The sequence below is a fragment of the Mucilaginibacter paludis DSM 18603 genome (genome assembly GCF_000166195.2).
Taxonomy (GTDB): domain Bacteria; phylum Bacteroidota; class Bacteroidia; order Sphingobacteriales; family Sphingobacteriaceae; genus Mucilaginibacter; species Mucilaginibacter paludis.
In genome coordinates, this window is record NZ_CM001403.1 from 4,312,569 (window position 1) to 4,325,618 (window position 13,050).

The following is a 13,050-nucleotide window of genomic DNA, read 5'->3' on the forward strand; positions in this document are numbered from 1 at the left end:
TAGGGAAAATTAATTGGTAAGAAAATGGGGTTAAATATCGTCCTGATTTATTTGCCAGGTTTAATTTGATCGATGTTTGAAAAATCGACGCCACATTTACAGTTTGAGCCACAGCTCTTTTTTGCAGAGATACTATGATATACCATCCGGCCCAGGTAAAACAGGGCTGCTGCAAAAAGTAATAAAATAATAACGATCTGAAAATTCATGATGCAAACTTAAATAATTTTTTTGCCTTTAAATTCCGCCGAGGCGATATAAAAATCTAATCCTCATTAATCAAAACAATAATTATTAAATGTAGCACTATTCGTATTATATAACAAACGTACGCTATTCCATTTTATTTTTTATAAAGGCTACAGTGCCTCCCACCCAGTCAAAATCCTGGTTATAACGCACACCAATCATTTTACCCTTACTTAGCCGCGTAAGGTTGATAGCAAGGGTGGGCTTTCGGTCTCCATCTGGCCAAAGATACAACAATCTTATTTCAGCTTTAACCCCTCCATCAGGGGCTTGTATGGCGGGTTCGTAATTTACTTTTTGTTGCAATATCCAGTTATGCTTATCGCTGAGGCTTTCAATATCGTTTTTTTTGACGTCGATAATAACCCCTTGCCCCGCAAATGAAAAGAGCGGTTTCAATACAAAATTTTCCAAATCGGCGGGGATTTCGCCCAACTGATCAACAAAATAAGTTTTCGGTACATAATCGCCATTTAAAAAAGGCATGGTGTATTTACTAATGCGGTAAAACCAGTTGGGGTGCGTTATCCACTCTACGTCAAGTGGTTGTCGTATATCAACCATCGCGTTTAAAAGCTTATGGTCGTTTTCAATCTCGTCAAATATCAGGCGGTTATAAATTCTTTTAATCTGTTTTAGCTGGCCGTTTACTTCATAAAATAATTGGTTGCCCAGCTGTTTTAAATCCTGCAGGGCAATTATGGGGATATGCAGGTATTGTTGTGTGATTAGGAAGTCTACAACCGTTTTTTGATCGTAAGCGCTTACATCCATTAAAACCACTTCTTCGGGCTGGTAAGGGCCAACGATTGTTTTTTTTAGCAAAGCGATGTAAGCCTCTTTATCCAATCCGCTAAAGTAAATCGTCCAGTCCCTGTCCGGAATTTGGAAGGTTTGCTGATAATGCTCTGCCAGATGCACCTGGAAGCCGAACAAAGACGGGAAGCCTTGCAATTCAATCAGTTTGGGTACCAGTTCGCCTTCGGGGTTTTTACATACCCCAAAATCGAGCGCAATAAAATGTGGATGGTCGTTCTCTTTGGCAACTTTCCAGTTTTGGGGTATGGCTTTTTCCGTTAAGTTTTTAAAATCGGGGCGTAATATAGTGTCTATAATATCATTGCCCGCAACTATCAGTTTATTTTTGAAAGCCTCGTCAATAAAAACCGGCGTTTCTGCCACCCTGAATTCAATTGGCCTTGAAAGGCCGGCATTGAGCTCCCTTAAAAACGACTGGTATTTTGCGTTTGCGAAATTGGCGTTAAACGCGGTTCTTGCTGATGGTACCATGGCATCATTCCTCCTGCAGGCTTTGCAAAGCCTGGTATAAAAAGTTAGGGATGATAGTTTGATGGGTAAGTACTATTTTATCCGGATGGGCAAGGCTATTCAACATATCATCATAGCGCGCCTGCCCGTATTCGTTGATAATGAGTTCTTTTTTCTCATCATCGGCAAAATGGATCTTCATCCCTTCCGGATCAGCCTCGGGGTGAAACTGTGTTCCAAAAAAATATTTGTTAAAACGGATAGCCATCATGGCGCGTGGTAGCGGAACATGTGGACGCTCTTTTTCGAGCGAAAGTAATTGTGCACCAGTTTCTTCAAAACGTTGTTCGTTTGGGTTAATTACTTGCCATTCGCGCGAATCCACGATATAAAAAGGATCGGCCAGGCCTTCAAACAGAACTTCGTTTTTGCCGTCTTCGGTAAGGTGGGTGGGGAAAATACCAAACGACTCGGCATTCCGCATGTTAACATCGCCCAACTTTAAGCGGCGGCACATCAGTTGGAAGGAATGGCAAACAAAAAGCACGTGTTTTTTTTGAATGGCATCTGATTGGTTATGTGTGTCGATAGCATCAATCAGATCCCAGTATTGGCGCTCCCATTCGGTACCCTCGGAATCGATCGGGCTTCCCGGACCCCCACTTGATATGTATACATCGAAATCAAGGGACGGCACTTCATTTTTGCCGCGCAGATCAAAAATCTGGTAAGTTAAATTGACGTTATGTTTGGCTTTATATTGTTTAAGCAGATCCTGAAAACTGCGCATGCCCTGATTAGGGTAGTCTTCATATAAATCTATAATGGCTGCCTTTATTTCGGGTTTATCTGTCTGCATCGTATGTAATTTGCTGATATTCTTTGTTTAGCGCAAAATTATAAATATAAACAAAAATCAGATAGCTGTATTTACGTTCCCAATAAAGTTTGCGAAGTAATAAAATCAACCACATCAATAAAATTTTCCTTTTGCTTGTAAATTTCTAATTGCCTGTCGGCGCCTGTGCCGTGCTCTAATATTTTGTGTACATATTGCAGGTCATCGCGGCAGCCCAAATCGTCTACAACGTCGTCCACAAAATCCAGCAGCTCAAGGATGAGCGCGCGGGTGTTTACTTCAAGCTGCTTGCCAAAGTCGATCATTTTGCCATCGATGCCATAGCGCGCGGCACGCCACTTGTTTTCGTTAATTAAGGCCCGGGAGTAGGTGATGAAATTCATGTTCTGTAAGCGCAGCTTATACAGCTTGGCGCATAAGGCCTGAAATAGCGCCACAAAGGCCATTGTCTCGTTAATCAGCATAGGGCAGTCACAAATCCGGAATTCGATGGTTTCGAAGAAAGGGTGTACCCGAATATCCCACCATATTTTTTTTGCATTATCGATGCAGTTGGTTTTAACCAGCAGCTTAATGTAGCTATCGTATTCCTCTATGCTGCTAAAATGGTCGGGTATGCCGGTACGTGGAAACTTATCAAAAACCTTGGTTCTGAATGATTTAAACCCAGTGTTTCTGCCCTCCCAAAAAGGCGAGTTAGCCGAGAGCGCAAATACGTGCGGTAAAAAATAGCGTACCTGGTTGGCAATATGGATGGCCATCTCGCGCGACTGGATACCTACATGCACATGTAAGCCAAAAATCAAGTTGGAGCGGGCGGCTTCCTGCATCTCGTCCACAATTTCAAAATAGCGTGGATGATCGGTAATCAGCTGATGTTGCCAGTGCGAGAAGGGGTGAGTGCCGGCAGCGCCTATCCGCAAGCCTAAATCACCGGCTAAGCCCGCTACTGTGCGCCTTAGCTTGGTTACCTCTTTACGCGCCTCGGTGGTATTGTGGCAAATGTGTGTGCCTACTTCTACCACGGCCTGGTGCATTTCGGCCTTTACCTGGTCTTCCAGAATTTTCTGGGCACCATCTACAATTTTTTGCTCGTGCGATTTGAGTTCCCGCGTTACAGGATCAATCACCATAAACTCTTCTTCAACACCTAAGGTAAACTCGTTCATTGCTGGGTGTATTAATGATATAGACTTGTTATTGTAAAATGCTTATTCCAGTATTGTTTTATCTCACCGAACGCCATTACTTCATTGTATCTGCCTATTTAAAGCACTCGATTGTCAATGATACTTATCTCACCAGCGTCATTGCGAGGAACGAAGCAATCTCTACACAGGCAGAGCGGCTCTAAAGGTTCTCTCTGTGCATAATAAACATTGACTCGTCGTTCTCCTTAATATTACGTCTTTTAAGTCGTTGATTGTCAACGTATTTTTTGCCCTGATTGTCAGTATTCTTAATTTACAGCATCGGCCCGCTCAAACGCCGCGGGAAGAAGCCCCACCCAACCCTCCCCGGTAGGGAGGGCTTAAAAAGTCTCCCCTACCGGGCATATGCGTCAACCTAAGGTAAAAAGGCAATATCGAAATCCTGTTCAAAATTGGGTCTGACTCTTTTATCGTAGGAGCAGTACCTGGCTAAAGTAATTAGATGATATCCTATCTTGCCCTTATAACTTTCTATGGCTTTAACGACCTGTATTATTTTAGAGGCATTTTTTATGAGATACCGGACTACTTTTATCATACTCAAGCCCCTTTTCTGATGTTTTTTGATGATCATTCTGGCAGGCGAAAAGATATACTGGATGTAAATGATGATCATGATAAATCTCGCATAAAGGATAAGTGACAGTTGTTTTTTCGAAACATTATGGATCTTAGAAAACTCCATGTTACTTTTCCAGGATTTGAATATGATTTCAATCCGCCACCTCAGGCTATATACTTTGAAAAGAAAGTTATAATCTGCGTCCTGTCTGGAAATGGTAGTCATAAAAATGGACCATGACATCAGGGCCAGGCACTCTTTACCCGGTTCCTTTTTGGCCTCTTTCTTAGCCTTCATCCTGCGCCTGTTTGCAATTTCGTCACTTACAGGCAAGGCGACTATCCTGATTTTTGTACCTTTTTCATTATTTAAAGTAACCTCAAAATCAAGCTGTTTTTTTGATTGTAATTCGGTGAGCAGGTTAATTCTTTCTTTTGTTTGGCTGTCTAAAAGTACTATATTACTCTGATGCCTGTATATGCAGTCCGCTTCTGCTGTCCAATGCCTCTCGATTTCTTTAAGGGTTAGATACCCCCTGTCCCGAATAACAAGGTCGCCCTTTTCTATCGTTAATTCGGGGGCGGCTTTCTGATCGTTCTTAGTATAAGAATCGATGGTAAAATAAATAAAGCTTTCAGTTATCAAATCGTAAACACACTGAATCCGGGCATTACAAACACTGGACTGGGCGTTGGAGACGCCCGAAAAAAAGCCAAACAACCTAAGGGGCAACTTAATGATTGTGCTGTCCTGCACTAAAACACGCTTAAATTTACCTGCCCTGCGCAATGAATCGATTTCTTCCTTTCCGATTCTACTGATAATAACAAGGGCCAGTATCTTTTTTAAAAAAAGCACACATGATTCTTTGCTTGTCTTTTTTGCAATTGCCTGCCTACTTACAGAAACAGTAGTTTCCGCATCTATTTTTGCCGCCAGATCATTAAAGCTAACCGTTCCATGCGTGGCCGCGCAGCAAATGGCATATAAAATATCGGCAGGCTCTATAAGACCTTTCCGTATCAGAAATCCGGTATCAATTGCTATTTTCTTTATTTGATCAGCACCAATGTTCATGGCATTTAGCAACGCTAAAAAATCGACCTTTTTCATTATGTCTTTTTGATTAATGGGTAAAATAATTTATATTTACATAGTATATATACTATGTAAATTAATCAAAAAAAATGGGATATAAAGTAAAAGTTCAAAAAGTTGAGCGAGGAGGCACCAAATCGTTTTATGTAAACTTCCCGGCAGCAGTTGCCGATGCTTGCCTGTTAGAAAAAGGCGAAGAAATGGAATGGTTGATAGAAGATAGAAATAGCTTCGTACTAAAACGTGTAAAGAAAGCCAAAACTAATCTTCCCAAACAAGAAAAAGACAAGTGAAATTAATCGCGCAAACATCTTCTCCAATAATGTAAGGTGTTAGGTTGACGCATATGCCTACCGGGGGAGATTTAGAGGGGGCTTTGGACTGCCCGATCCTTCCACCCGCGAGGCCAAACCCGGCCCGGCGTGCAGTCGGGCCTATGCGCGCTTTCCTTTTTTCGTCCAACAGCCAACAGCTTTCAAACGTCATCCCCTTTTTTTGGGGCTGACGGGATCCTTATCCATGATGATCGCTTTCGCGTACACAAAAAAGGGTGTCATGCTGATACTTCGTCAGGCTCAGTAGTCGAAGCACGGTGTGTGGACCTCTACAAGCGGCATTCTGTTGTCATCTCATCCTTCTGCGACCATCGATTTAAAATTCCTACAGTGGCGCTATTTTAAATCGATAGTTATCAATATTTTAACTCTGTTCTTCGCTATTTTTTACCTGCTTTTTTAGGCTTAGCTTCTTTTTCCACTTTAGCTGCCGTAACCTTCGTCTCTTTTCCTTTTTTCGGTTTTGCTAACGGCTCAGTCATAACCGGCTTAGCTGCTGCTTCAGCTTTGCTTTCTTCTTTTTCAAGCTTGGCTACTTTCTCTTTTTTAGGCTTTGGCGCAGGTTCTGCAATAGCCAGCCCTACGGTAACGTCAGCCTTAATTGTTTTTTTAGGTTCGGCGGTTATCAACGGCAAACCTGCTGCCGATGTTTTGATAAACTTGCCCCAGGTTAAGTTATCCTGTCCGTCTTTTTGCTTTTTAGCCCTTTCAATGGCGTAATTTGCAGCTGTTTCAACCACCCACTCAAAATTCTCTTCACCTACGCTTTTAATATCGGCATCGGGAGCCGGATTGCAAAAATCGATGGCGTATGGTATGCCATTGCGTATGGCAAATTCAACAGTGTTAAAATCATAACCCAAGTATTGGTTCAATTTAATCACATAATCTTTTACCTGGTCTAATAGTTTTTTTGAGGCCGGGGCTTTGCCGTGTTCATAACGTAAGTGATGCGGGTTGCGGGGTTCGTACTGCATAATGCGTACATGCTCGCCGCCAATGCAGTAGCAACGGAAATAGTCGTCGAAGGTTATTTCTTCCTGCAGCATCATCACGTATTGTTTGGTTTTATCGTATTTGCTGAAAAAGTCTTTTTCGTCGGTTACGCGGTAAACTTCTTTCCAGCCGCCGCCGTCAAAAGGCTTCATATAGGCCGGGAAGCCAACATACTCAAATATGCCTTTCCAATCTAAAGGGTAGGCCATATTACGGAATGAGGTTGATGTGGTATCGTCGGGCAGTTCTTTAGACGGCAGTATTACCGTTTTAGGTACCGGGACGCCAATTTTTACGGCCAGCGCGTTGTTGAAAAACTTTTCGTCGGCACTCCACCAAAAAGGGTTATTAATTACTGCAGTGCCGCAAATGGCCGCATTTTTTAAGCTGGCGCGATAAAAAGGTACATCTTGTGATATCCTGTCTATAATAACAGCATAATCCAGCGGTTCTGCCTGCATTACTTTATCAATACGTATAAATTCGGCAGTAATTCCTTTTTCTGCCTTTTCATTAACCCTGTCAACAAAGGCCTGCGGAAATGTGTTTTCCTGCCCAAATAGAATGCCAATTTTTTTCATAGTTGCAATATGTTCTGATATAAAATAAGTGCTTAGCTTATAAAATCCTATTACTTATTTTGTTTAATAAAATTGATGCTGTATGCAGCTTTCAAACTAAATGCCATTGTGCTAAGCTGATTGTTGTAAATATGCTATGTTAATCAAAACAAAGAAAAAAGTTAAACTTATATCGTATATAAACAGTATGTTATGATTATTTAATAGTGGATAAATAATGAGGAAACATTTGGCGCCATACCGGCCAATCGTGCGTTCCGTTACGGATGTCGAGCCAGTGGTTGATGTGTTTCTGCTTTAAGATATTGGAAAGCCTGATGTTTTCATCCTTACAAAAATCGTGATCGGCTGTACCTAAAATGATATTCATGCGCCACAGGTCAGGGTGATTATCGCCTGGCAAAAAATCAACAGGGTTATTATAAAAAATATCGTTGTTATAAAAGCCGTCGGTAAACCGCTTAATGTCAAAAACACCGCCCATTGAAAACAGGTGCCCAACCTTTTCGGGATGCTTAAAGGCGAAGTTTGCCGCATGATAGCCACCAAAGCTGCATCCGGCAACGGCCACGCGGTTAACGCCGGTTTCGTGCATGGCCCATGGTGCCAATTCTTCATTTAGCATTTTATCGTACGCTATATGCGTGCGGGCCCTATCTGCCGGGTGAATGTTTTTATTGTACCAGCTCTGCCCGTCGATAGAATCGATACAGTATATTTTTACCAGGCCATTATCTATAAACCAGCGTGCACTATCAATTAAATGAAAATCCTTGTTTTGATAATAGCGCCCCATGGAGGTAGGGAACAGGATAAGCGGATAGCCACGATCGCCAAAGATCAGCATATCCAAATCCCTGCTTAAGTTGCGTGAGTACCAGCGTTTGTATTGTTCAGTCACGGTAGCTTAATTTATTGTAATATAGGGTGTTTGTTTTAAAAAGGCAAATGCTAATTAAAATGAGCGGCAACAGGCTAAACATAATTGCAATGTTTACCGTCTGATTAGCAAACATCAGTTACCTTTGTTGCCTTTAATTTAATTTGGAATAAGGATGTACATGAGCTGGCCTATTGCTGAAATGACTATCACAGAAGAGACAATAACTATAAACTCTAAATTGTTGGGGCGGGATGTAACCTGTAGTCTGCTAATGCCTGTCGATTACAATAAAACCGAGGCGCTGAACCTGTTGTTGCTAAACGATGGGCAGGAGGTTGAAAATTTGCAATTAATACCAGCCTTGCAGCAATTATACAACACATCAAAAATAAAACCGCTATTGGTTGCAGCCATACACGCTAACGAAGACCGGTTACAGGAGTATGGTACGGCAAGCCAGGCTGACTATAAAAATCGCGGCAGCAAGGCGAGCGATTATAACCAATTTATTTTAGATGAGCTTTTACCTTTTTTGCATCAATACGTAGGTATTAAAAGTTTTGGTACAACAGCTTTTGCCGGTTTTTCGTTAGGAGGACTTACCGCCTTTGATGTGGCATGGCATAACCCAGAAGTATTTGATAAGGTTGGCGTATTTTCAGGATCATTTTGGTGGAGAAGCAAAGGGCTTGACGAGGGCTATAGCGACAATGATCGTATTATGCATCGCCTTGTGAAGGATACACCCGGAAAACCGGAACTGAAATTCTGGCTGCAAACCGGCACGCACGACGAAACTGCCGACCGCAACCAAAATGGAATTATTGATTCTATAGACGACACCATCGACCTGATAGCTGCGTTGGAGCTTAAAGGCTATCAACGCCCCGCCGATATTCAATACGTTGAAGTGGTTGGAGGCAAACATGATATGCCTACCTGGGCTGCAGCCATGCCTAAGTTTTTAACCTGGGCGTTTAAAGCTTAAAAACGAAAGGCTATACTGGTTTCGAAGTAAAAAATACTTGGTTTATAGGGCGAACTGATTTCGAGATTACTGGTTATCTGCTTTTCGGCAGCTGTGCTTTGCGGCAGGCTATTTTGTGCAAAAGCATAAGTAGGTGTAAAGGTGAACCTGAAACAGCCCGATTTATATTCTACAGGAACGGAAATTTCATAGTCCAGCAATTTGAAGTCGCCCAGGCTATTATTGTAACTGGTAACCGCAGTGCTGGCTACTTTTTTATTGAGCTTGCCTTTACGTTGCAGGTATCCGCCAAAAAAGTGTTGGGAGCCTGCGTTTAATCCCGCTTGAGGGCTGACCTGTAAGTCATCGTGAGCAGAAAACGGGGTTTCAATTGTAAAATCGTGTGATAAACTTGGATTGAGCAGAATATCACTGGAGATGCCGCTTTTGTTGATAATATAATTGAGGCTCATGGCTGGGGTAATGATGCCGGCCAGGTCATAATCAAGATAAGTATTTATGATGCTGCTGAATGATGATGAAACCTGGGTGCTGGTTGCGTTATAAAACAATTTGGTAAATGATACCCCGCCTTCCATATTTTGGCCAATGGTATAGTTGTACCCTGCTTCTATATTGCCACCATCAAGCTTGTTTTTTTTCCGGTTGGTGATAAAATCAAGGCTGCCTGAAAAATAAATTCCTGATTTTAACGAATAGGTGATGTTGGGTGATAGTCCCGGTGTTGATACGGTATCTGTACGCCCCAAGTATACATTGTTGCTGAGATAGTTTAGCCCTATTTTAAGGGAAGCTTTTTTTTGAGATGATGTATCAGTTTGTGCATAGGAGTAAGAAACCAATAAGCATAGCAGAGCTATAGCCGGAAATTTGTAAACAGCCGTCATTTGCAATAGGGTTTAATTAATTGAGGACTGGTTTGACGAATTAAGTATGCAATGGTTTAATTGCCGCTTATATGTATTTTCGCATTAAACCCTGGTGCAAAGTAGGGGTCATATGATTATAATTAACCAAGCCATAAGATAAAGTTAATGTGTTTTAGATAAGTGTTGTTGTTTTTTGAATAGGCTGCTTCTGTTTGTGGGGGCAGTCTTTTTTTTGTGGGTGATTAAGGAGGGGCATGCTCAGGAAGTATAAGAAGGATATTTTATAATGGAATCTATATAAGTTGCTGATTGTTAATGATTAATCGTCATTGCGAGGTACGAAGCAATCTCTACATAGGCAGAGCGGCTTGTGCAGGTTCACACTGTATAGCAGAAGTTGCTTCGTCGTATCTCCTTGTAATGAAGTCTACTTAAGTCATTGATTATCAGTGCGTATTTTTTCTGTAAAAAATTAGTATCTTAATTTAGAGCCGGAGCCTTACTCAGTATGACACGCCTTTTTTTGTGCGCGAAAGCGGTCATCCTGAGCCTGTCGAAGGACGTGCGGCATGGCCCTGTACGAGGTCTTTTTTTGATGCGGCTTATCATTTCGATTGCATAAGATACTGATTGTCATACTGTATATTATTGCTCTAATATACAGTATTCTTAATTTAAAGCATCGGCCCGCTCAGTCGCCGCGGGAAAGGCTTTGTTCTTTTTTCTTGACAAAAAAGAACCAAAAAGTCAAGACTGCCCGATCCTTCCACCCGCAGGCCAAACCCGGCCCGGCGTGCAGTCTGGCCTTTGCGCACATTTCTTTCTGCGCAAAATAGCCTACAGGTTTCAAACGTCATCCCTATTTTTTTCCGGTTGGCCGGGTCTGTTACTTATAATGACGTCTATGTAAGTTGTTGATTATCAATACTAAATATCTCTCCACTATGTCATCGACGTGAGGAGGGACCTCCTATGATGAAATATGCAAGGTAAACGAGGCAAAAGGGCTTAAAAAGGGGTTATAACACGTATTGCTTAAATGTTTTTGGTCAAAGCATGGCCCTGTTTGTTTAACTTTCCAGTGCAAATCAAAAGAGGAAACAGGCGCTGCTGAGGAGCAACCTGCCAGCAATATGATTTGCTGAACCACGGATAAAGGCCTCTGTCAAAGGAGGCTTTTTATTTATCCTGTTCACTGAATGGCTAAAAAAACCTTCACGAATTTTTATTTTAATGCGTTGATAAATGACCAGCTAACCTCCTATAAGCAGACACTTTGCAGGCTGCAGGATCGCGTTCAAATTATTTGGATAAAAGGGCAACCGTAACCTTTTGTATAGCAGACACCTTTCGGGCCGCAGATCCCTCGCTTCGGTTTGCCCATTTCATAAAAAAACCAAACCGGCTTTATCAGGCATTCGTCCTTTTGGACTTATTTGACAACCGAAGTTACGTAAGGTTTTTGATTCTTCATAACGAAACGTATCCGGTTGAGCATTTTTTTAGCTATCCTGATGATGGCCTTATTCTTTTTCATTCTTTTGCAAAGGTTATTGAAAGCCAGCGTCATGGCCGGGTCGAGCCTGACAGCTATCCAAGAGGCCTCGATAAGCTTCTCCCGTAATTGGTGATGGGCTCTTTTAGTGAGCCCCAATATGATTTTTTGATCGCCGGAACTATGTATATCCGGCACCAGCCCCACATATCCACACAAGGCATCCAGGGAATCAAAGCGTTCAATGTCGCCGATCTCTGTAACCAATAATAAGGCGGTAATCTCGCCTATACCGGGGATGGTACGGATCAGTTCTATGATTTGTTGATAACGTGGCTGCCGGGATAAGGCTCTGACTTCCCTGGTGGCTGTGAGTACCATGATACGTGTCTGCTGGTATCCCTGTAGCAGAATATCCAGGTTGATCCGGGCCGATGGAGGTAAGCAAAGGGCCTTGAGCAGGCAGATATAGTGATTCGACCAGTATTTATCCGTGTCTACCGCCACTGACTGATCCTGGAAGTTGAGCCATCCTTTTATTTGGTTCTTATAGCGTGTCTGATCTTTGATCATTTGCTGGTAAACACGGATAATACCGCGGTCATCCTGTTGCTCGATGCCAGGCACGAAGATACCTTTCAGGGCTCCTTCACTTAATGTTTTACTGAGTTTCCGGCAATCGACCGTATCTGATTTGCGCTGCTTTTCCTTGTCTGTCAGCGGGACATCGGCAGGATTTACGACGATGCAGGACATCCCCAGCTCACTAAACTGTCGCTGATAGCCAAAGCCGCAAAAACCGGCTTCGTAAACGAGCCTGTAATCGGCCGAAGGATAGTTCTGTTGTAGATGCCCGCTTAAGGCCTTAGGTGAAGGTTCCTGGGAAAACGTCTTTAGCTCCATATGGGTGCTGCGAAGGCTGACCTTCCAGGACTTCTTGTGTACATCTATGCCAACAAAAATAGTTTGTCCGCTAAAATCTAATTGTGTACCTTGTTTCATGAGTTCTTGGTTTAAAGTGTTTGTTAATGGTTCACTATTAAGCTACAACCTTTTTTTCAAGAACTCTTTTACATCATCTATCGAACCATTTCATACATACGACCTTTTGCGCGCGATAAGTATGCAGCCATATGAGGTGCACTGATTATCAATGTGTTATCTTTGCTCCGACAACCAGTATTCTTAACTTAGAACATCGGCCCGCTCAATCGCCGCGCGAAGGGCTTTGTTCTTTTTGTCTTGACACAAAAAGAACCAAAAAAGTCAAGACTGCCCGATCCTTCCGCCCGCGGGGCCAGCTCCCGGCCCGGCGTGCAGTCTGGCTTTTGCGCGCTTTCTTTCTGCGCTTGGTAATCTATAAGGTTCAAACGTCATCCCTGTTTTTTTCCGGTTGGCCGGGTCCATTACTTGTAATGACGTTCTTTTTCTGTGCGCGAAAGCTGTCCTCCTGAGCCTGTCGAAGGACGTGCGGCATGGCCCCGTACGAGGTGTTTTTCGATGCGGCTTATTATTTCGCTTGCTTAAGTTGCTGATTGTCAATTTGTATGTCATTACTCGTATAATCAGTATTCTTAATTTATAGCATCGTCCCGCTCAAACGCCGCGGGAAGGGGCTTGTCACGTTTGTCTTGATACAAAAAGTAAGCAAAAAC

11 protein-coding genes are annotated in these 13,050 nt (G+C 42.5%); 2 read left to right on the plus strand and 9 right to left on the minus strand.

Translation table 11 applies throughout. From position 1 onward, the window contains the following. Positions 1-47: 47 nt before the first annotated feature. The 5 genes from MUCPA_RS37115 to MUCPA_RS18330 all read right to left on the minus strand — a co-directional run bounded on the left by MUCPA_RS37115 (position 48) and on the right by MUCPA_RS18330 (position 5,263). The gene (locus tag MUCPA_RS37115; RefSeq protein WP_008508408.1) at positions 48-209 is read right to left on the minus strand and encodes a FeoB-associated Cys-rich membrane protein; all 162 of its coding nucleotides are present in this window, start codon (positions 207-209) and stop codon (positions 48-50) included. Between the two features lie 124 nt (positions 210-333). Next, positions 334-1,539 carry an ATP-grasp domain-containing protein gene (locus tag MUCPA_RS18315; RefSeq protein WP_008508409.1) on the minus strand — a complete coding sequence of 402 codons (1,206 nt, stop codon included), beginning with the start codon at positions 1,537-1,539 and terminating at the stop codon, positions 334-336. 4 nt (positions 1,540-1,543) lie between these two features. Next, positions 1,544-2,377 carry a type 1 glutamine amidotransferase gene (locus MUCPA_RS18320; protein ID WP_008508410.1) on the minus strand — a complete coding sequence of 278 codons (834 nt, stop codon included), beginning with the start codon at positions 2,375-2,377 and terminating at the stop codon, positions 1,544-1,546. Between the two features lie 71 nt (positions 2,378-2,448). Then, positions 2,449-3,546: a carboxylate-amine ligase gene (locus MUCPA_RS18325; RefSeq protein WP_008508411.1), complete on the minus strand. Its 1,098-nt coding sequence runs from the start codon at positions 3,544-3,546 to the stop codon at positions 2,449-2,451. Positions 3,547-3,943: 397 nt separating this feature from the next. Beyond that, positions 3,944-5,263 carry an IS4 family transposase gene (locus MUCPA_RS18330; RefSeq protein WP_008504096.1) on the minus strand — a complete coding sequence of 440 codons (1,320 nt, stop codon included), beginning with the start codon at positions 5,261-5,263 and terminating at the stop codon, positions 3,944-3,946. 74 nt (positions 5,264-5,337) lie between these two features. Between MUCPA_RS18330 and MUCPA_RS18335 the strand changes: the two genes are divergently transcribed. Then, a complete protein-coding gene (locus MUCPA_RS18335; RefSeq protein ID WP_008504097.1) occupies positions 5,338-5,541 on the plus strand; it encodes a hypothetical protein in 204 nt (67 codons plus the stop codon). 422 nt (positions 5,542-5,963) lie between these two features. On the opposite strand, the gene MUCPA_RS18340 is transcribed toward MUCPA_RS18335, so the two are convergent. Both MUCPA_RS18340 and MUCPA_RS18345 read right to left on the minus strand, forming a co-directional pair. Then, entirely contained in the window at positions 5,964-7,160 is a 1,197-nt protein-coding gene (locus tag MUCPA_RS18340) for a hypothetical protein (protein WP_008508412.1), read from the minus strand. Between the two features lie 196 nt (positions 7,161-7,356). Then, a complete protein-coding gene (locus tag MUCPA_RS18345; protein ID WP_008508413.1) occupies positions 7,357-8,061 on the minus strand; it encodes an esterase family protein in 705 nt (234 codons plus the stop codon). 181 nt (positions 8,062-8,242) lie between these two features. On the opposite strand from MUCPA_RS18345, the gene MUCPA_RS18350 reads away from it, so the two are divergent. After that, the gene (locus tag MUCPA_RS18350; RefSeq protein WP_233276766.1) at positions 8,243-9,031 is read left to right on the plus strand and encodes an alpha/beta hydrolase; all 789 of its coding nucleotides are present in this window, start codon (positions 8,243-8,245) and stop codon (positions 9,029-9,031) included. Here MUCPA_RS18350 and MUCPA_RS18355 read toward each other — a convergent pair. Together MUCPA_RS18355 and MUCPA_RS18360 are read right to left on the minus strand one after the other, a co-directional pair. Next, on the minus strand, positions 9,028-9,918 hold the full coding sequence (locus MUCPA_RS18355) for a hypothetical protein (RefSeq protein WP_008508415.1): 891 nt from the start codon (positions 9,916-9,918) through the stop codon (positions 9,028-9,030). The genes MUCPA_RS18350 and MUCPA_RS18355 overlap by 4 nt on opposite strands. Positions 9,919-11,332: 1,414 nt before the next feature. Then, positions 11,333-12,397, minus strand: a complete 1,065-nt coding sequence (locus tag MUCPA_RS18360) for an IS110 family RNA-guided transposase (protein WP_008508416.1) — start codon at positions 12,395-12,397, stop codon at positions 11,333-11,335. Positions 12,398-13,050 lie beyond the last annotated feature (653 nt).

Coding starts and splice junctions, on each gene's coding strand:
- MUCPA_RS37115 (WP_008508408.1), bottom strand. CDS start 209: ATGAATTTTCAGATCGTTATTATTTTATTACTTTTTGCAGCAGCCCTG.
- MUCPA_RS18315 (WP_008508409.1), bottom strand. CDS start 1,539: ATGGTACCATCAGCAAGAACCGCGTTTAACGCCAATTTCGCAAACGCA.
- MUCPA_RS18320 (WP_008508410.1), bottom strand. CDS start 2,377: ATGCAGACAGATAAACCCGAAATAAAGGCAGCCATTATAGATTTATAT.
- MUCPA_RS18325 (WP_008508411.1), bottom strand. CDS start 3,546: ATGAACGAGTTTACCTTAGGTGTTGAAGAAGAGTTTATGGTGATTGAT.
- MUCPA_RS18330 (WP_008504096.1), bottom strand. CDS start 5,263: ATGAAAAAGGTCGATTTTTTAGCGTTGCTAAATGCCATGAACATTGGT.
- MUCPA_RS18335 (WP_008504097.1), top strand. CDS start 5,338: ATGGGATATAAAGTAAAAGTTCAAAAAGTTGAGCGAGGAGGCACCAAA.
- MUCPA_RS18340 (WP_008508412.1), bottom strand. CDS start 7,160: ATGAAAAAAATTGGCATTCTATTTGGGCAGGAAAACACATTTCCGCAG.
- MUCPA_RS18350 (WP_233276766.1), top strand. CDS start 8,243: ATGACTATCACAGAAGAGACAATAACTATAAACTCTAAATTGTTGGGG.
- MUCPA_RS18355 (WP_008508415.1), bottom strand. CDS start 9,918: ATGACGGCTGTTTACAAATTTCCGGCTATAGCTCTGCTATGCTTATTG.
- MUCPA_RS18360 (WP_008508416.1), bottom strand. CDS start 12,397: ATGAAACAAGGTACACAATTAGATTTTAGCGGACAAACTATTTTTGTT.